Raw genomic sequence first — 23325 nt, 5'->3', positions numbered from 1 at the left:
ACAGTTTCACTACCCCTTGCAACGATCGGCGACCCGGTCCATTCCCCTGACAGGAATGGAGGCGCGACATGTCGGTTCTGGTTGTTCTCGTCGGCTGCGGCAATATGGGCCACGCCATGCTGTCGGGCTGGCTGACATCGGGCAAACTCAAGCCGCACGAGGTCTTCGTGGTCGAGCCGAACGCGACGCTTAGAACGCGCGCGGCGGAGCTCGGAGCCCTGACCGGCGCCGATCCGGCGGAAATGCCCAAGGAGACCGCGCCGACGCTGGTGATCTTCGCCGTCAAGCCGCAGGTGATGCGCGACGTCGTCCCCGCCTATCGACACTTCGCCGGCATGGGCGCGACCTATCTTAGCATCGCAGCAGGCACGCGGATCGCCGTGTTCGAGGAAATCCTGGGCGCCGGCGCGGCAATCGTGCGCTGCATGCCCAACACACCGGCGGCGATCGGCAAGGGCATGATGGTCACCTTCGCCAACCCGAACGTAACCAACGAGGCGAGCGCGTTCGTCGCCGACCTCCTGTCCGTGTCGGGCGAGGTGGCGAGGATCAACGACGAGAGCCTGATGGATGCAGTGACCGCCGTATCGGGCTCCGGTCCCGCCTACATCTTCCATTTCATCGAATGCCTCACCGCCGCCGGCGAGGCTGCCGGCCTGCCTGCCGATACCGCGAAGCTGCTCGCCATGCAGACCGTCTACGGCGCGGCTTGCCTTTCGAAGGAGAGCAGCGAGACACCCACCCGCCTGCGCGAACAGGTGACGAGCCCGAACGGCACGACCGCGGCGGCGCTGTCGGTGCTGATGGGCGACGACCGGCTGAAGACGCTGCTGACGCAAGCGGTTGACGCCGCACGCAGGCGCGGGGCGGAGCTGGGGTAAGGGCTCACACCCGCCGCAGGTGGTTGTCCCAGGCCGGATTCGCCGCGGACTCTTCCAGGATCGCCGCGCGTGCCGAGGGCGACATGTCGTCGACGGCCCCGCGACCGGTGGTCGCCAGCACATGGCCGGGCTTGAGCGGCGCCACGCCGCAGACATCGGCCATGCTCTGCTCGCCGAGATAGCGGCCGGTCGTGGCGTCCCAGAAGGCGACGAGGCCGCCGAGCGGCGAGGACGTCGCCACCACCTCACCGGAGGCGTCCACCGAGACGGAGCCGATGTAATTGTCCATGCGCCGCAGCAGGTCTGGCGGCCCGGGAAACAGTTCCGGCTCGCGTCCGCGCCTGTGGCGGCCGACCAGCGGCGGACGGTCCCCCGTGTCGCCCTCGTACTGGCAGCCGAACCAGACCGCGCCGTGGACGTCAACGATCAGATGGCGGATCGACAGCTTGTGCAGTTCCTTCGGCAGCGCCACCTGCTCGACGATGTCGCCGCTCGCCATGTCGAGATAGGCGAGGCTCGGCGCCATCGTGTCGATGTTGAGCTTCAGCTTGTCGTAGTCGGGATGGGTGAGGATGCCGCCATTGGCGACGCAGGCGGTCTTGCCGTCCGGCATCAGCACCACGTCGTGCGGGCCGATGCCGCCGCAGTCGAACTCGCCGAGGCGCGCAAAGCCCTTGCCGACGTCGTAGATGCCGGTCACGCCCCTGCCGGCCTCGTAGTCGTTCTCCGAGGCGAACATCAGCCGTCCGTCCGGCGAGAAGATGCCGTGGCCGAAGAAGTGCCGGCCCTCGGCCGCCACCAGCGGCTGCGGCACGGCCTTGCCGCCGATGTCGAAGGCGACCGCATAGCGCCCCGGCGCACGCGCGAAGGCAACCGCCGTGCGGCGCATATGGTCAATGGCAAAGGAATGGCCGCGATCCTCGATCGGCAGCACGAGCCGGTCGACTCCGCGCGCATCGAGCACGGCCACCTCGTGCTGGCCTCCCCTCGCCCGCGCCGCGAGGTAGAGTTCCTCCTCCGATGCAAGCGCTCCCGAAGGCGCCACGGCCGCGGCGCCGAGAAGCGTCAGGAAGGTGCGGCGGTCAATCTCCATCGAGCGCGTTGAACCCCATGGTCAGGCCGAGTGCGGCGGCAAGGTCACGATTGACCAGTTCGCCGGCGTGGTGGAGCGCGAGTTCGGCAAAGGCGAAGCGGCCACGGTCCGGCTCGGTGCCGAACGCCTGTTCGGCCGGCCCATTGACCAGGCCCAGCGTGCGGATCGCATTGTCGAGTTCGAAGCGAATCGACGCAGCCACGTAGCGGCTGTCCTGAGGCAGCGACTGCTCATAGCCGGCCACGGCAAGCAACCGGCGCACGCCGTCCACCTGCGCGGCAATCAGCGACGCGGTCAGGTCGCTGCGCCACATCGGCGCCCGGCGGCCATTGGCCTTGGCCGGCTCCTCGCCCAGCGGCGGAGACAGTTCGGCGGAGCGGATGAACTGCAGCGCGGTGGCGAGCGCCTTGACGATCTCGCCCTGCACTTCCGCCTCGTTCCGGTAGGGCTCCTTGCCCTCGGCAGGCGCCGAGAACGACGCGGCGAAGGGCGTTCCTTCGGCCCATTCCCCGGCAACCGACGCCGCGATCGAGGCGATGTTCGACGAAATCGCCGCTGCGACCGAGCAGCGCCACGGATCGCCCGCCGCGAGCTTCTCCGACCCGGTGCCGTGCAACGCGAATTCCAGTGCGGGAAAGCCTTGCAGCGCCGCACTCTTCCCGCTCATCCCGGAAGCGATCTCTCCCGCATCGCCGGATGCCAGCAGCCCCTGCACCTGCTTCTGCCCGATGCTGCGCGCGTCCGGCCAGAAGAACAGCTTCTCGAAGCGCCCGTCGGCCGCGAGCGGCCCGAAGCGCAGGATGGAGACATGGCCCCAGTCCTCCATCGCAGCCGCGAAGGCCGCCTGCGAGTCTGTCAGCGCGGCGTCGGAGGGCATTTCGCACAGCGCCGTGACGGACGATGCCAACTCCCCCGTCGAGCGCGTGAAATCCGCGAGCGACGGCGCGACGAAGCCATCGAGCACCTGCCCGCCCACGCCGTCCGCCGCAGCCGGGGCGACACAGGCGATCAGCGCAAGCGCGACCAGCAGGTTCCGCATCACAGCGACTCCAGGAACTTCACCAGCGCGTCGCGCTCGGCCTTGGGCAGCGCGACATAGGCGTCGCGCGACGCCTGCGCCTCGCCGCCATGCCACAGGATCGCCTCCTGCACCGTGCGGGCGCGGCCGTCATGCAGGAAGCCCGCCTCCGCGCTCACCTTGTGCGAGATGCCGATGCCCCACAGCGGCGGCGTGCGCCATTCGCTGCCGTCCGCCAGCCCCTCAGACCGACCGTCGGCCAGCCCCGGCCCCATGTCGTGCAGCAGCAGATCGGTATATGGCCAGATGAGCTGGAAGCGCTGCGCCTCGTGCGTCGCATTGCGGCTGGTGACGTATTTCGGCACGTGGCAGACCGGGCAGCCGGCCTGGTAGAACGCCGCCTTGCCGGCAAGCACGTCCGGCTTGTCGAAGCCGCGCCGCACCGGCGGCGCGAGGTTCTGCGAATAGAAGACGACGAGGTCGAGCACGTCCTGCGGCACTTCCGTGTCGCCGTAGCGCTCCTGCGCGCCATTGGGCATGGCGCGGCAGTCCGGCTGAGCCGCGGTGCAGTCGCCTGAATTGTCGGGCAGGATCGGCGTCGACAGGCCCATGTCGCCGGCAAAGGCATGCGCCGTCTGCTGCTCGACGCTCGGCTGCGCCGCCTTCCAGCCAAAGCGGCCGATCAGAAGCCCGCCCTTGCCGTCGGCGACCAGGTTCGGACGGCCTGAGATGCCGTCGCCGTCTTTGTCGTCCGGATCGGCATGGGCCATGATGTCGGCATCGTGGATCGCTTCCAGCAGACCCATGCCGGACATGGCGGGCGCGATGCGGCCGGACATCATCAGGCCGGAGGCGAAGGGGCCGAAGCCCGGCTTGTCGATCGTCAGCGTCGGCTTGCGCAGGGTGACCGTCTCGCCCTCCGAAAGCGCCACCGGTACATCCTCGTAGTCGATGTGCACGCGACCTTCCGGCGCAAGGCCGGCGGCGGAATTGTCCTGCAATTGCAGGCCGTAAATCGGATCGGGAGCCGCGGCGAGAGCGCCGGCGGCGATCAGCTTCGCCTGTTCTTCATCCGGCGGCACGGAAAGCCGCACGAGATAGGACACCGCGTCGGCGCCGGGCGACAGCGGCGCGTGGCCCCGCCCGTCCTTGATGTGACACGCCTGGCAGTTGCGCGAATTGAACAGCGGGCCGAGCCCGTCCGACGCCTGCGTCGATGACGGCGCTGTCACCCAGTCCTTGCGGAAGATGCCGTTGCCGAGCGAGAAGCGCTCCTTGTCCGCGAAGGACAGGTTCGCCGAGGGCTGCGACAGGGCGTTAGCGTCGCCGACCTTCGGCGTCGTGGCCGCGCCGCCCTGCATCTTCTCGAACTTCTCCGGCTTCGAGAAATCCGTGGCCGGGAGCGTGATGTCGTGCACCCGCTCCTGGTCCGTCGGCGAAAGATCGTCGCGCAACCCGCCCGCGACGGCCGCGGTCGCCGCGAGAAGCAGGAACAATGTCAAACGGATCTTCATGACCTGACCAGCCGGCCCGCAACGGGGCTGGCGGGCAGCTCCTATTGGAACACGGCGTTCGGATTGTCGAGGCTGTCGGAGCCTTCGATGGTCACGTCACCCACCGAGAGCGACGCAATGACGCGCTCCAGCGAGCGGGTCTGGGCCACCAGGCCGTCGATCACGGCCTGCACGGCCGCGTTGCCCTCTGCATTGCCCTCGCCGATCATCTGGTCGTAGGCCTCCTTGGTCTCGGCGCGCGCCTTCATCGCCTCGGCCGCCTTCAGCGTGGCGGCGAGCTTTGCGTCCATTTCGTCCGCAACCGCTGCATCCTTCTCGCGCACAAATGCTGCGAGGCTGGGACCTTCCACGACCGAGCCGTCAACGCGCTTGTAGCGGCCGTGATAGACATTGTTGATGCCGACGATGTCGTTGTAGTGCGAGTTGTGCGTGTTGTCGGAGAAGCAGTCGTGTTCCTCCTCCGGATCGTGCAGCAAGAGGCCGAGTTTCATGCGCTCACCGGCGAGCTCACCATAGGATAGAGAGCCGAGACCGGTCAGGATCGCCGACAGGCCGGCCGTCGGATCGCCCTCGACCGTCTTGCGCGCCTCGCCGCCTTCCTTCCAGTTGGCGACCATTTCCTCGAGATCGGCGACCAGCAGGTCGGACGCGGCCTTAAGATATTCGGCGCGGCGGTCGCAATGGCCGCCGGTGCAGTTGGCGGTGTCGAAATCGGTCGCCGGGCGATTGCCCGCACCGGCGCCTGTGCCGTTGAGATCCTGTCCCCAGAGCAGGAATTCGATCGCGTGATAGCCCGAGGCGACGTTCGCCTCCGAGCCGCCGATCTCCTGCAGAGACTGGATCACCTCCGGCGTGATCTTCGAGGCGTCGACCTCGTCGCCGCCGGCGCTGATCTTGGTGTTGGCGATCACGTTCGCCGCATAGAACGGGTTCGAATCCGACTCGGTGCCGTAGCCGGCGTCGACATAGTCGATCAGCCCCTCGTCCAGCGGCCAGGCGTTCACGCGGCCTTCCCATTCGTCGACGATCGCATTGCCGAAGCGGAACGCCTCGGTCTGCTGGTAGGGCACCCGCGCCGCGAGCCACGCTTTCCGCGCCGCGTCCAGCGTCTCGGCCGACGGCTTGGCGACCAGCGCATCCACGGCGGCATCGAGCGCTTTCGCCGTCGTCAGGCTGTCCTCATAACCGGCAAGCGCGATGTCGGAATAGGTCTTGACGATGGCCGCAGGCTCCACGGCGAGCGCGGAGACCGAAAAACCCAAAAGAGCGCAGAGCGCGGCGGGCAAGGTGCTGATTTTCATGAGATCTCTTCCTCGGACACGACAAAGCCGGCTTCCCGCGCCGGTGCTTCGACCGCCCGGATACTGCACCATTTAACTAGATAAGAAAAGTCATGTTTCAGGCATAAAGACCGTCGCGCGCCCCTTCCTCCGTCATCCCGGCGACCGGAGGTCAGCCGGGATCTATTGACGGTAGGGAAAAGGGCGCTGCCAAACTTGCCACGGATGCGGGCGTTTTCGGCGGGTAACCGGAGAGAAGAATAGATCCCGGCTGGCCTGCGGCCGCCGGGATGACGACCTCAATCTACAATCGTCCCACCAACCTTACCCAATCATCGCCTCCTGCTTCTGCCGCATCGCGTAAAGCTTCGTCGTGCGGTCCGGCTCGGCATTGGCAGTGGTCAGCAGCTCGCCCTTGCGCACCGGCGAGGTGACCTTGCCGCCCTCCAGCAGGCCGCAGGGGATCGCCCCCGCCGCCCGCGCGTCCGGCACGGTCATCGTCCAGGAGCGGTACATCGTCTCGCCGATCGAATCGAGCCGCTCGCCCGGCTTCAAGTCGCGCTTGGCGACGGCGCAGACCTCGGCGACCGGCCTGTCGAGCGGCACCATGTCCGGCTTGCCGAACAGCACTGTGCGCGCGCAGGTCAGCGGCACTTCCAGCGACGTCAGGTGGTAGGGCCGGTGGAAGGAATAGTACGGCCCCGTGCCGACATGCAGGTCGTCCATGCGCTCGATGATGCGCGGATGCGTCGCCTCCACCACCACGAAGACGCCGGGCGCCACGCCCTTGCCGATCGTATAGTCGACCACGCCCTTCCTCGACAGCACCCCACCGTCCTCGCGCGGGATCAGGATCTTCGCCAGCTCGTCGCGCCCGGCCTTCGGCCCATGCATACCAGGAACATCCGGCACCAGCCCGGTGGCGTTGGCGATGGCGCACATTTCCACCATCGTCTTGGAGCCGTCGACGAACTCGACCAGCATGCGCGGGTTCATGTTCCGGCGCTCGGCTTCCTCGCGGTAGTCGTCGGGCACCGCGTCGTGGTTCAGCGGGTTGTTCTTGCCCTTGCCGGCCGAGACGATCGTGTAGCCGAGCGCAGAGGCGAACTCGATCAGCTCCATGCAGGACGACGGCTCGTCGCCGGCGCCGACCGTGTAGACGACGCCCAGCCGCTCGGCCTGCTTCTTGAGATAGACGCCGATGGTCACGTCCGCCTCGACATTCATCATCACCAGATGCTTGCCGTGCTCCATGGCAATGAGGTTGAAGTCGGCCGCTACGCCCGGCTTGCCGGTTGCGTCGACCACCACGTCGATCAGCGGGTTGGTCACCATCGTCTCGATCGAGGTGACGGCGATGCGGCCCTGCTCGATCGCGGCGGTGACGCGGGACTGTGTGTCAGCCTCGGCGAATTTCGACGTCTCGCCATAGGCGAGTTCGATCGCGTGCTTGGCGGTATGCGGCCGGCGCGTCGCCATGGCCGAGAGCTCGACGCCCTTCATCAGCATGCACTGCGTGACGAGGTCGGTGCCCATCTCGCCTGAGCCGATGACGCCGATGCGCACAGGCCGGCCTTCATCCGCACGGCGCGAGAGTTCGCGCGCGAGGCCCGTGAGTGCGACATTGGTCATCGGCTGCGGTTCCGTGCGTCTTCTGGCGCCGCTGGTAGAATTGCCGGCGGTGCAATGTCAACGCCGCCGGCCGGCGGCGGTTGATCGAGATCAACCCTTCATGGCGCCCACACTGGTAGATTTGGCGGACGATTGATTGGTCGAGGGAGAGGCACGATGACCGGTTCCACCGCACGCGAGGTGTTCCACAGGGTGGCGGAGAAGTGGCAGGACTTCCGCTCCGCCCGCTCGGCGCTCGCCGAACTCGACGGGTGCGACCCGTCCGTCGTCGCGGAGCTTGCGCGCGACACCGGCGTGGACATTGCCGACTTCAGGGACATCGTCGGCAAGGGCGTCGGCGCCGATCGCCTTATGCTCCGGATGATGCAGGCCTACGGCATAGACGCCGCAAAGCTCGAGCGAGACGCGCCCGCCTTCTTCCGCGACGTGGCGGTCTCCTGCTCGAAATGCGGCGACAAGGCCCGCTGCCGGCGCGAGCTGGACAGCGGCACCGCCCATGAGCACGCCGCCGAATTCTGCCCGAACCAGCCCAGTTTCGCGGCGATGGGCTGAGACGCCGGCAGGCGAGGCGGCCTATACCGCGCGCACGGCCGGCTTTGTCAGCCGGTCGCGAAGCCGCTCGACCGTCTTCTCGGGCAGGCCGATGGCGGCAAGGTAGGCTTCGACGCCGCCATGCGCGGTGTCGAGCTCGATGAGCGCGCCTTCCATCGTCGCCGGCTCGCAGGTCAGCAACTGCCGGAAACCGTCGACGTTCAGGCCCTTCGCCCGCGCATGCTCGACCAGTTCCTCAAGCATCGGCGCGATCAGCGGCCCGGTCATCGCATAGTCTTGCAGGATCTGGTCGCGGTCGACGCCGGCGACGAGCAACAGGATCGCGGCGATCAGCCCCGTCCGGTCCTTGCCGGCCGTGCAGTGGAAGAGCACGGCGCCGTCCGGCGCGTCGGCGATCAGGTTGAGCACCCGGGCGAATTCGGCGCCGCGCTCGCGCAGGGCAATCTTGTAGAGGTCGAGCAGGAGGTTGTCGCTGTTGCCCACCATTTCCAGCGGCGCCAGCCGGTCGAACAGCGAGACGTGGTGATAGGCGACGCCGCCGTGGCGCGAGAACGGGTTCGGCGCCTCATGCAGTTCGCCGGCGCGGCGCAGGTCGATCACGGTCGCGAGGCCGCGCCCGGCAAGCGCCTCCAGTTCGGCGGCCTCCAGCCTGTGCAGGCTCGCCGCGCGCAGCACCCTGCCCCACTGGGTCGAGCCGCCGCCGGCCGTCGCATAGCCGCCAAGGTCGCGGACGTTGAGGGCGCCGGAAAGCCGCAGGAGGCGCTGGTCGGGCTGGATGGTCATGGCTCTGGTCCCGAAAGGATCGACAGGCCCGGCTTGTGCCGCAGGCCGAGCGGCAAAACAAGCCGCGTTGCGATCACAACGGGTGCCACATCCCGTCGCTACCGGGCGACAGGAGCGGCGTGGCGATCGCCGAGCGCACGGGAACCTCCGCGAAGGGCGACGCCGCGAGCGCCTCGTGCCAGGCATTTCCCTGCCGCATCGCGACGATGATGGCGCTCGGCCGCAGCCCCGCCTTCTCCAGCATGCGCAGCACCGCCAGGATCGATGTTCCCGTGCTCACCACATCGTCGACGAGCACGAACGGCCGACCGCTCAGAAGCGGCAGCATGCGCGGGTCGAGGTAGATCCGCTTGCCTTCGCCCGGACTGGTAATCGAGCGCAGCGGTTCCGACAGGCCCTCGTCGTACCAGAACTTTCGCGACGTCCCGAGCGCGACCATCCGGGAATGGCCGAGGCGGCGCGCGACATTGGCCGCGAGCGGCAGGCCGAGCGTCGGCACGCCCACCACCACCTCCGGCGCGAAGGCCCGTGCCTCGCCGGCCATTGCCTCGGCCAGCGCATCCTCCACCGCGAAACTCGCCTGGTTGATGATCAGCGATGCGACGGCGCGGTCGCCCGCGGGCAGCACGCGGATCGGCAGCGCGATCTCGCGCCCGTCCGGCAGGCTTGCCGGATAGAGATGCGAAAGCCCGTCGCGCACCTGCCGCGAAAAGCCGCCCGCGGGGCGGATCTCTTGCCAGAAATCATGGGGCCGGAAATCATCAGGTTTGTACGACATCGACCGCGCCAACAGGGGGAGAGAGAATCCAGACGGTTGCTTTCTCCCGCCCGGCGAAGGATGAGTCCAGCCATGAATGATGCGATCCTCGCCCCCGACGACCTCGCAGCCCTCGTGGCGCTGCGGCGCGACCTGCACGCCCACCCCGAACTCGGCTTCGAGGAGGAGCGCACGAGCGCCATCGTGCGCGAGTTTCTGACCGGCTGCGGGCTGGAGATCGAGACAGGCCTCGGCAAGACCGGCGTTGTCGCCACGCTTCGCGGCGAGAGCGACGGCCCGGCGATCGCACTGCGCGCCGACATGGATGCGCTCGCCATGCCTGAGGCGGCGGACCGGCCCTACCGCTCGACCGTCCCCGGCAAGATGCATGGCTGCGGGCACGACGGGCACACCGTCATGCTGCTCGGCGCGGCCCGGGCGCTGGCGAAGCGCAAGGACCTCGCCGGCACGGTGCATTTCGTCTTCCAGCCGGCCGAGGAAGGCCGAGGCGGCGCGAAGGCGATGGTCGAGGACGGCCTGTTCGACCGCTTCCGCATCGACCGCTTCTACGGGCTGCACAACATGCCGGGCATCCCGGTCGGACAGATGGCGGTGGTCGAAGGGCCGCAGCTCGCCTCGTCCGACCACTGGCACGTCACCTTCCGTGGCGTCGGCACCCATGGGGGCAAGCCGCATCTCGGCCGCGACCCGATTGTGGCCGCCGGCCAGTTCCTCTCCTCGCTGCAGACGATCGTCTCGCGCGGCACCGACCCGATCGACACCGCCGTGGTCAGTGCCTGCGCGCTCGCCGCGGGCGACTTCAAGGCGCTGAACGTCATCCCGGACGACATCCGCATCGGCGGCACGGCGCGCACCTATTCGCATGCGACGCGCGACCGGGTGGAGGCCGAGATCGGCAGGGTGGCGGCGGGCATCGCCAGCGCCAACGGCATCGAGGCCGACTACCGGTTCGTCCGACAGATGCCGCCGGTGATCAACGAGGCGGATGCCACGCGCCGGGCGACGCAAGCCGCACAGGAAGCCCTCGGCGCGGCGAGCGTGATGACCCAGTTCCCGCCTTCGACTGCCGGCGACGATTTCGCCATCTTCTCCAGCCGCGTGCCCGGCGCCTATGTCTGGCTCGGCAACGGCCCGGCAGAAGACGGCGCCCTGCACCACAACACCCGCTACGATTTCAACGACGACGCGATCCTGCCCGGCGTGGCATTCTGGACGAGGCTGGTCGAGCGGGAACTTGGCGCGGCTTGACTCAGCGCCCCGCCAGCCGCTCGGCCAGGAGGTCGAGCACGCCCGCAGCCTCGACCCGCATCGCGACCTCGGCCGCCACGCCGCCTTCCGCATCCCGCAGCAGCGCGCCGGCATCCGGCCCGTCGCCGAGGTCGAGCGACAGTGCGATCCTCTCCACCCCGAACAGTTCAGGCCGTTCCGCGTAGAGCATCACGCAGGGATCGTGCAGCGGCCGGCTTTCGCCGCCCGACTGGAAATAGGCCTCGATGAGATCGGCCGAGACGAGCGCCGGGGTGCTGTCCGACGACCTCAACCGGGCGAGATAGTCGCGCCCCGCGCGCACCTTGCGCGTCACGTCGAGCGGGATCAGTACCAGCGGCAGGCCCGCGCGCAGCACGATGTCCGCCGCCTCCGGGTCCGCCGCGAGATTGTATTCCGAACGCGGCCCGATATTGCCGCGCTCGTCCACCGCGCCCCCCATGGCGACGATCCTGCCGATGCGCTGCGCGGCGGCGGGGTGGTCCTGCACCAGCCGGGCAATGTTGGTCAGGGGCCCGAGCGCGAGGATATCGATGCTGCCGGCCGGGCTGGCGAGCAGAGTCTGGGCAAGCCACTCCGACGCCCCTTCCAGCGGCGCGGCGGCCGGTTCCGGAAAGGCGACGCCACCCAGCCCGTCGTCCCCGTGTATCTCGGCCGTGTCGATCCCCTTGCGCGACAGCGGCTCCGGCGCCCCCTCGACAACCGGAATGTCGGATCGCTCGACCAGGGCCAAAATCCGGCCCGCATTGCCCGTCACCGTGTGGATGCTGATATTGCCGGCGACGGTGGTGATGCCGACGACCTCAAACACCGGCGAGGCGAGCGCGAACAGGATCGCGACCGCGTCGTCTATGCCCGGGTCGGTGTCGATGACGACCTTGCGCGTCATTGCGCGAACGCCGCCAGCACGCGCACCCAGGAGCGGATGCCCTTCCTGAAGCTCGACAGGTCGTATTTCTCGTTCGGGCTGTGGATGCGGTTGTCGAAGCGGGCGAAGCCGACGAACAGCGAATCCATGCCCAGCCTGTCCTTGAAGACGGTGGCGATGGGGATGGACCCGCCCGTGCCGGCAATCGCCGAGCGCCCCCACTCGTCCTCCAGGGCGCGGAGCATCTTCGTCAGCAGCGGGCTGTCGACCGGCATTACGGTCGCCGAACTCGTGCCGTGGTTGCGGAACTCGACGGAACAGTCGGCCGGGATCATCGCGCTCACATGGGCACGGAAGGCGGCGGCGATCTTGTCGGGGTCCTGTCCCTCGACCAGCCGGAACGAGATCTTGGCATTGGCCTCCGCCGGAATGACCGCCTTGAACCCTTCGCCGGCATAGCCGCCCGAAATGCCGCTGACCTCGAAGGACGGCCGCGACCAGACCTGTTCCAGCACCGAGCGGCCCTTCTCGCCGGCCGGTATGGAGAGACCGATATCGCCGAGAAATTTCTTGTCGTCGAAGGGCTGGCTCTTCCAGCGCTCGGCAAGCTCCGCCGGCAGCTCCTTCACCCCGTCATAAAAGCCGTCGAGGGCCACGCTGCCGTCCGGCCGGCGCAGGCTGGCGATGATCTCGGACATCACCTGCAGCGGATTGCGCGCCGCATTGCCGTAGATGCCGGAATGGAGGTCCCGGTCGGCGCAGCGCACCCAGAACTCCTCCTTGACGATGCCGCGCAGCATGGTGGTGATCGCCGGCGTCTCGGCGTCCCACATGTCCGTGTCGCAGACCAGCATGACATCGGCCTTCAGCTCCTCGGCGGCCGTATCGAGGAAGCCGGGCAGGCTGGGGCTGCCCGATTCCTCCTCGCCCTCCAGCAGCACCGAAACACGGATCGGCAGACTGCCGGTCACGTCCTTCCAGGCACGGCAGGCTTCGAGGAAGGTGAACAGCGCGCCCTTGTCGTCGGATGCGCCGCGGGCCACGATATGTGTATCGCCGTTCGGCTGCGGCACCAGCAACGGCTCGAACGGATCGGAGTTCCACAGGTTCAGCGGATCGACCGGCTGCACGTCGTAGTGGCCGTAGAACAGCACATGCGGCCCCTCGCCCGAATGGTCGTGGGCCACCACCATCGGATGTCCGGCGGTCTTGCGCACCGAAGCCTCGAACCCCATCCCCGTGAGATCGGCCGCGAGCCACTCCGCGCAGCGCCGGCAATCCTCCGCATAGGCCGGATCGGTCGAGACCGACGGGATGCGGATCAGCTCGAACAGGCGCCCAAGCGAGGCATCGATGCCGGCTTCGGCGTGAGCGAGGACGGCGGGAAGCTGGGCGGTCTGTTCGGTCATGCAATGCTCCATCGGCCCGCGGCACATCCCATCCGGCTATAGATGGAATCGCCACGGTCCCCGGACTTCTAACCTCTTACGACCTCACTGACACGCCCCCTCCACCACACTGCGTGTGGTCCCCCTCCCCCGCTTCGCAGGGGAGGATATGCCGGCCGCGCTGCCGCGCCCTGATCCTCCCCCGTTTACGGGGGAGGGGGACCGCCGAAGGCGGTGGAGGGGGCGGGCGAGGCACAGATCGCAAAGAGCACGAAATGCCCACGCCGTGCATCGATTTCCGCCCCTTTCCCATCAACCGATTGATTTCACTCACCCCGGAACTTTTTCCATCCCCCCTTCGCCGGCATGCCCCACACTATGGCCGGTCGAAAGGAGACGGCGATGGGTTGGAAGGACAAGACAGGGACGGACGCGCTGGACCGCATCGTCCTGCTGCTGCTTTCGCTCGCCAATCTCGCCGAACAGGCGGCCGGCCGGTCGTATTCGGTTCGCTCGGCCGCGCTGGCATATCTCTGGGTGGCCGATGCGGAGGTCAGGGACTATATCGCCGACCGGGCGTGGAACGAGACCGACGGGCATTGGTCGCCCGCCATGCCGACGGTCCGCTATGGCACCGACCCCGCCGATGCGCTTGCCCTCGCCGTCTCTCTGCGCGCTCTTGCGATCATCATCCTGAACATGGCGACGCAGATCCGCCGCCGGCTCGTCCTGGAAGAAAGTGCCTTCGGCGGCGGAGGCCACGGCAACGGATCGCCCGGCGTCAGCCAACCGACAGGCCGCGAGGCTTGCGACATCCTTTGCAAAGCCTTCGCCCTCGGGGCGGTGCAGGCGATCGATTCGTCGTAGACCGCGCCGGACGTCGCACGCAGTCCCTCCCCTGCGAGAATTGGCCGAACCGGGCGCCGTACATGCGTGCCCGGGCGGGGCCACGTACGCTCACGTCCCCGCGTCGATCCGCGCCATCTCCGCCTTGAAGGTCGCGGCGACCTGCAGCGCGTCGCGCATCACCTTCTCGCGCTCCAGCGTCAGCACCTCGCGGTCGCGCATCAGCCACCTGCCGGCCACCATCGTATCGCGCACGTCGCCCGCCATCGCGGTGAAGACCAGGGTGGAATAGATGTCGTAGACCGGCTGGCAGCGCGGGGCGGAGAGATCGATGCGGATCAGGTCGGCCTGCTTGCCGGCCTCCAGCGAGCCGATGCGCGCATCGAGCCCCAGCACCTTCGCGCCTTCCGCCGTCGCCATGCGGATCACCTCCACCGCCTGCATCGGCTTGCGGCTGTGGCCGAGGATCTTCTGGAACATCGACACCGGCCCGAACTGCGCAAACAGGTCGAGCGTATTGCCACTCATCGCGCCATCGGTGGCAATGCCCACCGGAATGCCCGCCCGGCGCATCGCCTCGACCGGCGCGATGCCGCGCCCGGCCTTGCCGTTGGAGCGCGCATTGTGCGCGACGCACACGCCGGCATGCGCCATCTTCGCGATGTCGCCCTCCGAAACATGCATGCAGTGGGCGCAGATCAGGCCCTTGCGCAGCAGCCCCGCCTTCTCCACCGCCTCGACCGGCGTGCAGCCGAAGTTCGTCCGCGCCCACTCGACCTCCTGGTCGGTCTCCGCGACATGCATCTGCACCGGCACGCCGGGATGCTCCTCGGCGAAGCGTGCGACGCGCCGCATCACCTCGATCCCCGTGGAATAAGGCGCGTGCGGCGCGATCGACGGCGTGATGCGCGGATGGCCGCCATATGCTGCGACCAGCCTGTCGACCAGCGCAAAGCCTTCGTCGAAGCTCTTGTGGTCGGGCGGATCGAAATCCGCCAGAGTCTGACCGAGCACGCCGCGCATGCCGGCCTCGTCGACCACGGCGGCGACCTCGGTCTCGTAGTAATACATGTCGGCCACGGTGGTGACGCCGCCCATGATCATCTCGAGCGCGGCATGCGCGCTGCCCGCCCGCACCGCCTGCGGCGTGACGAACTTGCGCTCCAGCGGCAGCATGTAGCGGAATAGCCTGTCGTCGACATCTTCGCCGAGGCCGCGGAAGAAGGTCATCGCCATGTGGCAGTGCGGATTGACCATGCCCGGCATCAGCACGTCGCCGCCGAAGTCGATAGTCTCCGCACCGGGAATGTTCGGCGGGACGCCCACGCCCGTCGCCATGATCGTCTCGCCATCGACCTGCACCCAGCCGTTCTGGATCACCGGCATGTCGGCGGTGCAGGGGAGGAGAAGCGCGTTGGTGAGGAGGAGGGTCATGGCAATGAGCCCGCCACCGATCTCCAGAGCAGCGCTTCACGACGCCCCCCTCTGTCCTGCCGGACATCTCCCCCACCAGGGGGGAGATTGGCCGTCACGTCTGCTTTCGCCAATCGCCTACGCCGCAGAAGGAACGGTGAACGTGGAACTGCCGATCTCCCCCCTTGTGGGGGAGATGTCCGGCAGGACAGAGGAGGGCGTGAAGGAACGCGACCTTCCGATACCCTTCGCACCGCCCTACTCCACCCCCAGCACACAGCACTGATCCGGCACCGGCACCAGCGTCGCAGCCGAGCTTGGCTCCAGCGGTTCCGACAGAGCACCATTCGCGACGATCGGCCCTGCCGCCGTCTCGCACTGGTACTGGTAAGCCCGCCCGAGATAGGTCCGCAGCCCGGTCGTCGCCGGTATCCCCTCGCCCGCGCCGGCCATCACCTTCAACCCGTCCGCACGTGTCGCGAAGACGAAGCTGTCCGGGATGTCGCCGAAGCGCTCGCGCGACAGCGTCAGCTTTGCGCCACCGGCCGCCTCGGCCGTCACGCCCGCGCCGTCGCGGGCGACGACCTTCATCGGGATCAGGTTCTCGAAGCCGACGAAGCGGGCGACGAAGGCGTTGGCCGGGCGCTGGTAGAGCGTCTCGGGCGTGTCGAACTGCATGATGCGCCCGGCATTCATGATTGCCACGCGGTCGGAGATCGAGAACGCTTCCTCCTGGTCGTGCGTCACGTAGACGGCGGTGGTGCGGTTGGCGCGCTGCAGTTGGCGGATCTCGACCCGCATGTCGATCCGGAGCTTGGCGTCGAGGTTGGACAGCGGCTCGTCGAACATCAAGAGCGGCGGCTCGATGACCAGCGCGCGCGCCAGCGCCACGCGCTGCCGCTGGCCGCCGGACAGCGCGCCGGGCAACCGGTCGGCGAGCGGCGACAGGCCGACGCGCTCCAGCATCCCGCGCGCCCGCTTCTCGCGCTCGGCGCCCGCCACGCCGCGCTGCTTCAGCCCGAAGGCGACGTTGTCGAGCACGGTAAGATGCGGGAACAGCGCATAGTTCTGGAAGACGAGGCCGATGTCGCGCTTGTAGGCCGGCAGGCGGGTCAGGTCGCGCCCGCCGAGCGTGATCGTGCCGGAGGTCGGCTCGAGGAAGCCGGCGATCAGGCGCAGCGTCGTCGTCTTGCCGCAGCCGGAGGCGCCGAGCAGCGAGACCAGCTCGCCCTCGCCCACGTCGAGCGACAGGTCTTCCAGCACCTTGGTCGTGCCGTAATGGGCGGTGACGTTTCGGACGGAGAGCGGCTGGGTCATGAGGTCACTTCGTCAGGAATGTCAGGCCGAGCGTCCGCTCCACGATCGCCATGACGAGCACGGTGAGAAGCATCAGCAGCACGGAGACGGAGGCGATCACGGGGTCGAAGAACTGCTCGACATGGGCGAGGATCTGGATCGGCAGGGTGGAGATGCCGGGCCCGGTCAGGAACAGCGAGGTCGAGACGTCGTTGATCGAGGTGATGAAGGCGAGGATGAAGGCCGCGATCACGCCCGAGCGGACGTTGGGCAGCACGATGGTGAAGAAGGTCTTGGCCGGCGGGCTGCCGAGACTGATCGCCGCCTCCTCGATCGAGAAGTCGAACGAGGCGAGGCTGGCCGAGATCACCCGCACCGCATAGGGCAAGACCAGCAGCGTGTGGCCGATCAGCAGGGTCGGGAAGATCGGCAGCGACGCGCCGACCGCCACCGACTTCAGCAGCGAGAAGCCGAGCACGATCTCCGGCACCAGGATCGGTAGCACGAAGACCGTCGACAGCCAGGCCGGCAGCTGGATGCGGTAGCGGTTGAGCGCGTAGGCGGCGGGGATGCCGACGATCAGCGCCAGCGCGGTCGCGAGGACCGCGAGTTGCATACTGGTGATGATGGTGCGGCGGAAAGCGCCGATCTCGAAGATGCGCTCGAACCAGCGCAGCGTAAGCCCCTGCGGCGGGAAGGTGAGATAGGACGTGTCCGACACGGCCGCGCCGAGGACGATGATCAGCGGGCCGACCAGGAAGATGTAGACGGCGATCGTCAAAAGGATCAGCGGAAGGGGGATCTTGGTCGCCATCACGTCGCCATCGGGTTGAGGCGCTTCGCGACGCGGGTCATCAGGAGCACGATTGCGATGGTGATCACGACCATGATCGTCGCGATCGTCGAGGCACTGACCCAATCGAAGTTCACCATCGCCTGCTGGTACATCAGCGTGCCCATCACCATCTGCTTCTCGCCGCCGAGCAGCTGCGGCGTCGCGTAGGAGGTGAACGATCCGGTGAAGACCAGCACCGCGCCGACGATCAGGCCGGGCACAGCAAGCGGGAAGACGACCTGCCGGAACGTCCCGCCCGGACTCGCGCCGAGCGAGGCCGAGGCCTGGATCAGGTCGTCGGGAATGTTCTCCAGCACGCCGACGAGCGTCAGGATCATCAGCGGCGTGAACAGGTAGACCATGGCGACGATGACCGAACCTTGCGTGTAGAGCATGGCGAAAGGCTCGGACGTAATGCCGAGCCCCATCAGCGTCGTGTTGAGGATGCCGTTCTTGCCGAGAATGATCAGCCAGGCGAAGGAACGGACCACCACGCCGGTGAGCAGCGGGAACACGGCGGCGATGATCAGCACGCTCTTCAGGTTGCGCGGCACGCGCGAGACGACATAGGCCGTCAGGAAACCGAGCAGCAGCGAGATGGCCGTCGTTGCGAGCGAGATTTCCAGCGTCCGCCACAGCACGCGACGCCGGAAGCCGCTGGAGAAGAAGTTGATGTAAGGCGCAAAGGGGCCGGCCCCCTCTCCGAAGGTCGAGCCGATGGTGCCGGCGACGGGCAGGATGAGGAACGCCGCGACGAGCAGCGTCGCCGGCAGCGCGAGCCACCAGCCGATGTAGCGTTTCAGCATGGCATTGCCGCCGGCGGGAGGAGTGGGAGGCCGATCACGGGACTAGAACGTCGGACGCAAACCGGTCGCCCGACGGGGGACCCGCTGCCTGCGGCAGCTCCCCGGCGTTCGCGACCTTTCATCGTGCCACCGGCACGATGAATTCGCTTCGCGAACCGGTCGCTCACCCACCGAAAATCTCGTTCCAGCGCTCGATCCAGCCGCCCTTGGCGGCATTGAGCTTGGAATAGTCGATCCGCTTCAGGTTCTTGATCATGTCGGCGCCGTAGGTCCACTGCACCGCCTGTTCGGGCGTCAGCGTCACGGCGGTCGCGACCGGCGCATCGACGCCGTTTTCGGCCAGCGTCTGCTGCAACTTCGGATCGAGGATGAAGTTGATGAACTCGTGCGCCAGCTCCGGCTCGGCCGCGCCCTTCGGAATGTTGACGGTGTTCAGCGTCGCGATCGCGTCCGGCAGGTCAGCCCACTTGATGGTCGGGACCGCCTTCTTGAGCTGGCCGAGCACGAAGTCCTGCGCCAGCGAGGCGGTGACCTCGCCGGTCGAGAACAGGTTCACCAGCTCGGAGCCGGTGTTGTAGTTCTTGACGACGTTCGGCTTGATCTTCTCGATCTCGGCGAAGGCCGGATCGGCATTGGTGAAGGCATCGGTGCCGGCCTTGTCGCCGGCGAGCAGCACGACCATCGGGCCTGCGGTCGTGGTGATGCCCGGGAGCGACAGCGAGGCCTTGAGGTCCTCGCGCCACAGGTCCGCCCAGGCGGTGATCGGCTTCACCTTCGCTTCGTCATACATGATGCCGACGCGGCCGATCGTGTAGGCCGGGCCGTAGCCGCCCTGCGGATCCTTCGCGAGATCGTAGAGACCGGCAAGGTTGGGAATCTTCGCCGGGTCGACCTTCTGGAACAGGCCTTCCTCGATGCCGATCTGCGAATAGGAGTCGGTGAAGTAGGCGACGTCGACGCCCGCGCCGCCGCGCTGCTTGATCTTGTTGAGGCGGTCGGCGTTGTTGCCGGTTTCGAACACCAGCTCGCAGCCGCACTTCTCCTGGAACGGCTTGACGATGAACTGGTCGAGCTTCTCGCCGTTGAAGCCCCACCACGAGATGGTCAGGGTCTTGGCCTCGGCGGATGCGACGGAAAGCGCAAGCGTCGATGCCGCTGCGAGGACCGCGGTGCGGAAGATGTTCATAGGGTGCCCCTGTCGATATGCCCCCGCCGTCTCTTGCCGGCGTGGCGGGTTGTCGATTTGAGCTTATTTTTGAAGCCGTACGCCCGCAAGCCCAAAGAAACGGCAAGCGGTGGACGAAAGGGGAGCAGTTGCCCGCCGCGGCGGAAAGGTCTTATCAAGGCTCGACCTGATTTCTCCCGGAAAGCCGGCCTATGGCGACGCCCAATTCCAAGCTCGACGACGCGGCCCGCGCGGGCTGGCTCTATTATGTCGCCGGCAACACGCAGGACCAGATCGCCGCCAAGCTCGGCGTTTCGCGCCAGTCGGCGCAGCGTCTCGTGTCGCTTGCCGTCGCGGAAGGACTGGTGAAGGTGCGTATCGACCACCCGATCGCGCAATGCCTTTCGCTGGCGAATGACCTGACCGAGCGATTCGGCCTGTCCTATTGCGAGGTGGTGCCGAGCGACCCCGGCTCCGCGTCCACCACGCTCGGCGTCGCCCAGGCGGTCGCGGCCGAGATCGAGCGCTGGCTCGGCAAGAACGAGCCGATCGTGCTCGCCATGGGCACGGGGCGAACCCTGAAGGCCGCCGTCGAACAGTTGCCGTCGATCGACGGTCCGCAGCACAAGGTTGTGTCGCTGACGGGCAACATCGGTCCGGACGGGTCGGCCGCCTATTACAACGTCGTCTTCACGATGGCCGACACGGTGAAGTCGCGCTCCTTTCCCATGCCGCTGCCGGTCATCGCCTCGTCGAAGGCCGAGCGCGACATGCTGCATGCGCAGGCGATGATCCGCCCGACCCTCGAGCTCGCCGCCCGGGCGGACGTCACCTTCGTCGGCATCGGCGAGCTTGGCCCCAGCGCGCCGCTCGTGCTCGACGGCTTCGTGTCGGAGGCCGAACTGCTGGCCTTGCGTAAGGCCGGCGCCGTCGGCGAGATCGTCGGCTGGGCGTTCGACCAGGACGGGGCCTTCATCGACGGCATGACCAACGACCGCGTCGCGTCCGCCCCGATACCGGATCGCTCCCGCTCGCTCGTCATCGCGGCGGCAATGGGCAAGGCCAAGCTTCCGGCCATCTCCGCCGCCATTCGCGGCCGGCTCGTCAACGGGCTGATCACCGACGAGGCGACGGCTGAGGCGCTCTTGCGGCTGCCATAGCCAGACTTATATCGCGTGCGGCAGGATGGCGAAGGTACGGCGCGTGCCCTCGTCGGCCGCGCGCTGCCTGATGCCGTGTTCGACCACGTCGACGAAGTCGACATCTTCCCTGAGGCCGACGTCCTGGCGCAGATAGGCCGGCAGCGCCGCGAGATGTTGCACAGCCATGGCATTCCTGCGCTTTCTGGCGTGTTCGCGGATCAGAACCCGTGCCGCACGGCGCATGGCGGCAAGGATCGAATGGATGAATGCGATCGACATGGAAACCTCCTTCCGGCAGAATCCGATGTCATCGATATGGGCCATCAGTGCCTTGCCGACCAATCGAACGTGGCGCAGTATAAATTAACAGGGCTTATGCATGTCGAGCCGCCTTCCCCCTCTGTCAGCACTCCGCGCCTTCGAGGCGGCGGCCCGGCATCTGAGCTTCACCCGCGCAGCCGAAGAACTTGCCATGACCCAGGCGGCGGTGAGCTACCAGATCAAGGTCCTGGAAGAGCGGGTTGGCTCCGCGCTGTTCGTGCGCAGGCCGAGGCAGGTGCTGCTGACCGAGACGGGGCAGGCTCTGGCGATCGCATCGACGGACGCGTTCAGGAAGATCGCGGAGGCCTACGAGACCGCGCGGACCGGCCAGGGCACGCTCTCGATCAGCACGATCCCCACCTTCGCCGCGAACTGGCTGGCGCTGCATCTCGGCTCCTTCCAGATGGACAACCCCAGGATCGCGGTGCGGATCGAGACCTCGGACCTTCTCGCCGACCTGGCGCGCGACAACATCGACGTCGCCATCCGTTCGAGCTCGATCGGGCAGTGGGCCGGGCTGGATTCGCATTTCCTGTTTCACGAGACCTTCACCCCGATGCTCAGCCCGTCGCTTGCCGCCAGCATCGGCGGCGTGCGCGAACCCGCCGACCTGCTCAAGCTTCCGATCGTCGATGCGGGCGACCCGTGGTGGACGACCTGGTTCGGCTTGGCCGGGGTGGACGCTGCCTCCGCGCTTGCGACGCGCCCGCGAAGCCAGTTCGGCTCGCAGAGCTATGAAGGCCGCGCCGTCGTCGCCGGGCTCGGGGTCGGCATCCTCACCCCGGCGATGTTCGCCCAGGAACTCGCGGCCGGCAGCCTGATCCAGCCCTTCGACATCCTCGGCCACGACAACCACTCCTACTGGCTGGTCCATCAGACGGCACGTCGCAACGTGCCGAAGATCCGCGCCTTCCGCGAATGGCTGCTTGCCGAACTCGCCCGCTCCGCTCCCTGACGCCTGTCCGCGTGCTGCGCCGCAGCAACGAATCCGTCTTGACCTAAATCAGAGAGTGTGAGTAATTGCCCATAGCCAAGGCATTTGCTCAATAAGGCTGTTTGGGAGGAAATCGATGACTTTCAGGACGCTCATCCTGGGCGCGTGTTCCACGCTTGCCCTCGCCTGGTCGGCCCAGGCGGAGACGCTCACCATCGCCACCGTCAACAATGGCGACATGATCCGCATGCAGAAGCTGGCGGACGACTTCACCTCGAAGAATCCGGACATCCAGCTCAACTGGGTCACGCTTGAGGAAAACGTGCTGCGCGAGCGCGTCACCACCGACATCGCCACCAAGGGCGGCCAGTACGACGTGATGACCATCGGCACCTACGAGGTTCCGATCTGGGCGAAGCAGAACTGGCTCTTGCCGCTCGACAATCTCGGCGCCGACTACGACGTCGACGACCTTCTGCCGGCCATCCGCGGCGGCATCTCCATGGACGGCAAGCTCTATGCCGCGCCCTTCTACGGCGAGAGCTCGATGGTGATGTACCGCACCGACCTGATGGAGAAGGCAGGGCTCAAGATGCCCGACGCGCCCACCTGGGAGTTCATCGGCGAAGCCGCCCGCAAGATGACCGACCGCGCCGCCGGCATCAACGGCATCTGCCTGCGCGGCAAGGCCGGCTGGGGCGAGAACATGGCCTTCCTCACCGCGATGTCGAATTCCTTCGGCGCGCGCTGGTTCGACGAGGAGTGGAAGCCGCAGTTCGACCAGCCCGAGTGGAAGAACACCCTCGACACCTATGTGAAGCTGATGAACGACGCCGGTCCGCAGGGTGCGTCCTCGAACGGCTTCAACGAGAACCTGGCTCTGTTCCAGCAGGGCAAGTGCGGCATGTGGATCGACGCCACGGTCGCCGCCTCCTTCGTCTCCAATCCGAAGGACTCCACCGTCGCCGACAAGGTCGGCTACGCGCTCGCGCCCGACAATGGGCTGGGCAAGCGCGGCAACTGGCTGTGGGCATGGAACCTCGCCGTGCCGGCGGGCACGCAGAAGGCGGAGGCCGCGCAGAAGTTCATCGCCTGGGCGACCGGCAAGAGCTACGCCGAACTCGTCGCCTCCAAGGAAGGCTGGGCCAACGTGCCTCCGGGCACCCGCACGTCGCTCTATGCGAACCCTGAATACCAGAAGGCGGCTCCGTTCGCGAAGATGACGCTGGATTCGATCAACGCGGCCGACCCGACCAAGCCGACCGTCAAGCCGGTTCCCTATGTCGGCGTGCAGTTCGTCGCCATCCCCGAGTTCCAGGGCCTCGGCACCACCGTCGGCCAGCTCTTCTCGGCGGCACTTGCCGGCCAGATGTCGGTCGACGATGCGCTGAAGCAGGCGCAGGACGCCGCCACCGCCGCGATGAAGGAAGGCGGCTACATCCAATAGGCAACCTCCCGGTGCCTTGGCCGTCCGGACCCGTCCGGGCGGCCACCTCTTCGGAGCCTTCTTCTCC

At 67.4% G+C, this 23325-nt stretch carries 22 protein-coding genes; 7 read left to right on the top strand and 15 right to left on the bottom strand.

Going from position 1 to position 23325, the window contains the following annotated elements; translation table 11 throughout:
* Positions 1 to 68: 68 nt before the first annotated feature.
* Positions 69 to 881 carry a pyrroline-5-carboxylate reductase gene (gene proC, locus B9Z03_RS10415; protein WP_085464149.1) on the top strand — a complete coding sequence of 271 codons (813 nt, stop codon included), beginning with the start codon at positions 69 to 71 and terminating at the stop codon, positions 879 to 881.
* A 4-nt stretch (positions 882 to 885) separates the two neighbouring features.
* Here proC and B9Z03_RS10410 read toward each other — a convergent pair whose 3' ends face one another.
* The 5 genes from B9Z03_RS10410 to B9Z03_RS10390 form a co-directional block, all read right to left on the bottom strand.
* Entirely contained in the window at positions 886 to 1974 is a 1089-nt protein-coding gene (locus tag B9Z03_RS10410; protein ID WP_085464148.1) for a DUF1513 domain-containing protein, read from the bottom strand.
* Positions 1964 to 3013 (bottom strand): imelysin family protein, encoded by a 1050-nt coding sequence (locus tag B9Z03_RS10405; RefSeq protein ID WP_085464147.1) that lies wholly within the window; start codon positions 3011 to 3013, stop codon positions 1964 to 1966. The genes B9Z03_RS10410 and B9Z03_RS10405 overlap by 11 nt, the downstream gene beginning before the upstream one ends.
* Positions 3013 to 4506: a di-heme oxidoreductase family protein gene (locus B9Z03_RS10400; protein ID WP_085464146.1), complete on the bottom strand. Its 1494-nt coding sequence runs from the start codon at positions 4504 to 4506 to the stop codon at positions 3013 to 3015. The genes B9Z03_RS10405 and B9Z03_RS10400 overlap by 1 nt, the downstream gene beginning before the upstream one ends.
* 41 nt (positions 4507 to 4547) lie before the next feature.
* Complete coding sequence (locus B9Z03_RS10395; RefSeq protein WP_085464145.1) at positions 4548 to 5807, bottom strand: imelysin family protein; 1260 nt, start codon at positions 5805 to 5807, stop codon at positions 4548 to 4550.
* A 303-nt stretch (positions 5808 to 6110) separates the two neighbouring features.
* A complete protein-coding gene (locus B9Z03_RS10390; protein ID WP_085464144.1) occupies positions 6111 to 7418 on the bottom strand; it encodes an NAD(P)H-dependent oxidoreductase in 1308 nt (435 codons plus the stop codon).
* 156 nt (positions 7419 to 7574) lie between these two features.
* Here B9Z03_RS10390 and B9Z03_RS10385 point away from each other — a divergent pair, with 156 nt between their 5' ends.
* A complete protein-coding gene (locus tag B9Z03_RS10385) occupies positions 7575 to 7970 on the top strand; it encodes a DUF6455 family protein (RefSeq protein ID WP_085464143.1) in 396 nt (131 codons plus the stop codon).
* 21 nt (positions 7971 to 7991) lie between these two features.
* Here B9Z03_RS10385 and B9Z03_RS10380 read toward each other — a convergent pair whose 3' ends face one another.
* Complete coding sequence (locus B9Z03_RS10380; RefSeq protein ID WP_085464142.1) at positions 7992 to 8753, bottom strand: tyrosine-protein phosphatase; 762 nt, start codon at positions 8751 to 8753, stop codon at positions 7992 to 7994.
* A gap of 73 nt (positions 8754 to 8826) precedes the next feature.
* Positions 8827 to 9531, bottom strand: coding sequence for a phosphoribosyltransferase (locus B9Z03_RS10375; protein WP_085467591.1), 705 nt, complete (start codon positions 9529 to 9531; stop codon positions 8827 to 8829).
* 72 nt (positions 9532 to 9603) lie between these two features.
* Here B9Z03_RS10375 and B9Z03_RS10370 point away from each other — a divergent pair, with 72 nt between their 5' ends.
* The gene (locus B9Z03_RS10370) at positions 9604 to 10779 is read left to right on the top strand and encodes a M20 aminoacylase family protein (protein ID WP_085464141.1); all 1176 of its coding nucleotides are present in this window, start codon (positions 9604 to 9606) and stop codon (positions 10777 to 10779) included.
* Position 10780: 1 nt separating this feature from the next.
* On the opposite strand, the gene B9Z03_RS10365 is transcribed toward B9Z03_RS10370, so the two are convergent.
* Entirely contained in the window at positions 10781 to 11686 is a 906-nt protein-coding gene (locus B9Z03_RS10365; RefSeq protein WP_085464140.1) for a nucleoside hydrolase, read from the bottom strand.
* Positions 11683 to 13074 carry a M20/M25/M40 family metallo-hydrolase gene (locus B9Z03_RS10360; protein ID WP_085464139.1) on the bottom strand — a complete coding sequence of 464 codons (1392 nt, stop codon included), beginning with the start codon at positions 13072 to 13074 and terminating at the stop codon, positions 11683 to 11685. Before B9Z03_RS10360 ends, B9Z03_RS10365 begins: the two co-directional genes overlap by 4 nt.
* A gap of 381 nt (positions 13075 to 13455) precedes the next feature.
* On the opposite strand from B9Z03_RS10360, the gene B9Z03_RS10355 reads away from it, so the two are divergent.
* Positions 13456 to 13920 carry a hypothetical protein gene (locus tag B9Z03_RS10355; protein ID WP_085464138.1) on the top strand — a complete coding sequence of 155 codons (465 nt, stop codon included), beginning with the start codon at positions 13456 to 13458 and terminating at the stop codon, positions 13918 to 13920.
* Positions 13921 to 14010: 90 nt separating this feature from the next.
* Here B9Z03_RS10355 and B9Z03_RS10350 read toward each other — a convergent pair whose 3' ends face one another.
* From B9Z03_RS10350 to B9Z03_RS10325, 5 genes are all read right to left on the bottom strand, one after another.
* Positions 14011 to 15333, bottom strand: a complete 1323-nt coding sequence (locus B9Z03_RS10350) for an amidohydrolase family protein (RefSeq protein WP_085464137.1) — start codon at positions 15331 to 15333, stop codon at positions 14011 to 14013.
* Positions 15334 to 15570: 237 nt separating this feature from the next.
* Positions 15571 to 16629 carry an ABC transporter ATP-binding protein gene (locus B9Z03_RS10340; RefSeq protein WP_085464136.1) on the bottom strand — a complete coding sequence of 353 codons (1059 nt, stop codon included), beginning with the start codon at positions 16627 to 16629 and terminating at the stop codon, positions 15571 to 15573.
* A 4-nt stretch (positions 16630 to 16633) separates the two neighbouring features.
* Positions 16634 to 17422, bottom strand: coding sequence for an ABC transporter permease (locus tag B9Z03_RS10335; protein ID WP_085464135.1), 789 nt, complete (start codon positions 17420 to 17422; stop codon positions 16634 to 16636).
* Positions 17422 to 18249: an ABC transporter permease gene (locus B9Z03_RS10330; protein WP_085464134.1), complete on the bottom strand. Its 828-nt coding sequence runs from the start codon at positions 18247 to 18249 to the stop codon at positions 17422 to 17424. Before B9Z03_RS10330 ends, B9Z03_RS10335 begins: the two co-directional genes overlap by 1 nt.
* 163 nt (positions 18250 to 18412) lie before the next feature.
* The gene (locus B9Z03_RS10325) at positions 18413 to 19435 is read right to left on the bottom strand and encodes an ABC transporter substrate-binding protein (RefSeq protein WP_085464133.1); all 1023 of its coding nucleotides are present in this window, start codon (positions 19433 to 19435) and stop codon (positions 18413 to 18415) included.
* A 191-nt stretch (positions 19436 to 19626) separates the two neighbouring features.
* On the opposite strand from B9Z03_RS10325, the gene B9Z03_RS10320 reads away from it, so the two are divergent.
* On the top strand, positions 19627 to 20574 hold the full coding sequence (locus B9Z03_RS10320; protein WP_085464132.1) for a sugar-binding transcriptional regulator: 948 nt from the start codon (positions 19627 to 19629) through the stop codon (positions 20572 to 20574).
* Positions 20575 to 20580: 6 nt separating this feature from the next.
* Here the strand turns inward: B9Z03_RS10320 and B9Z03_RS10315 are convergent, their stop codons facing one another.
* Positions 20581 to 20835 carry a hypothetical protein gene (locus B9Z03_RS10315; RefSeq protein WP_139832223.1) on the bottom strand — a complete coding sequence of 85 codons (255 nt, stop codon included), beginning with the start codon at positions 20833 to 20835 and terminating at the stop codon, positions 20581 to 20583.
* Positions 20836 to 20935: 100 nt separating this feature from the next.
* Here B9Z03_RS10315 and B9Z03_RS10310 point away from each other — a divergent pair, with 100 nt between their 5' ends.
* Both B9Z03_RS10310 and B9Z03_RS10305 read left to right on the top strand, forming a co-directional pair.
* Positions 20936 to 21832 (top strand): LysR substrate-binding domain-containing protein, encoded by an 897-nt coding sequence (locus tag B9Z03_RS10310; protein WP_085464130.1) that lies wholly within the window; start codon positions 20936 to 20938, stop codon positions 21830 to 21832.
* A 115-nt stretch (positions 21833 to 21947) separates the two neighbouring features.
* Positions 21948 to 23258 (top strand): ABC transporter substrate-binding protein, encoded by a 1311-nt coding sequence (locus B9Z03_RS10305; protein WP_085464129.1) that lies wholly within the window; start codon positions 21948 to 21950, stop codon positions 23256 to 23258.
* Positions 23259 to 23325 lie beyond the last annotated feature (67 nt).

The sequence above is a fragment of the Mesorhizobium australicum genome, assembly GCF_900177325.1.
Classification (GTDB): domain Bacteria; phylum Pseudomonadota; class Alphaproteobacteria; order Rhizobiales; family Rhizobiaceae; genus Mesorhizobium_A; species Mesorhizobium_A australicum_A.
This window is presented reverse-complemented; position numbering and strand designations above follow the sequence as displayed.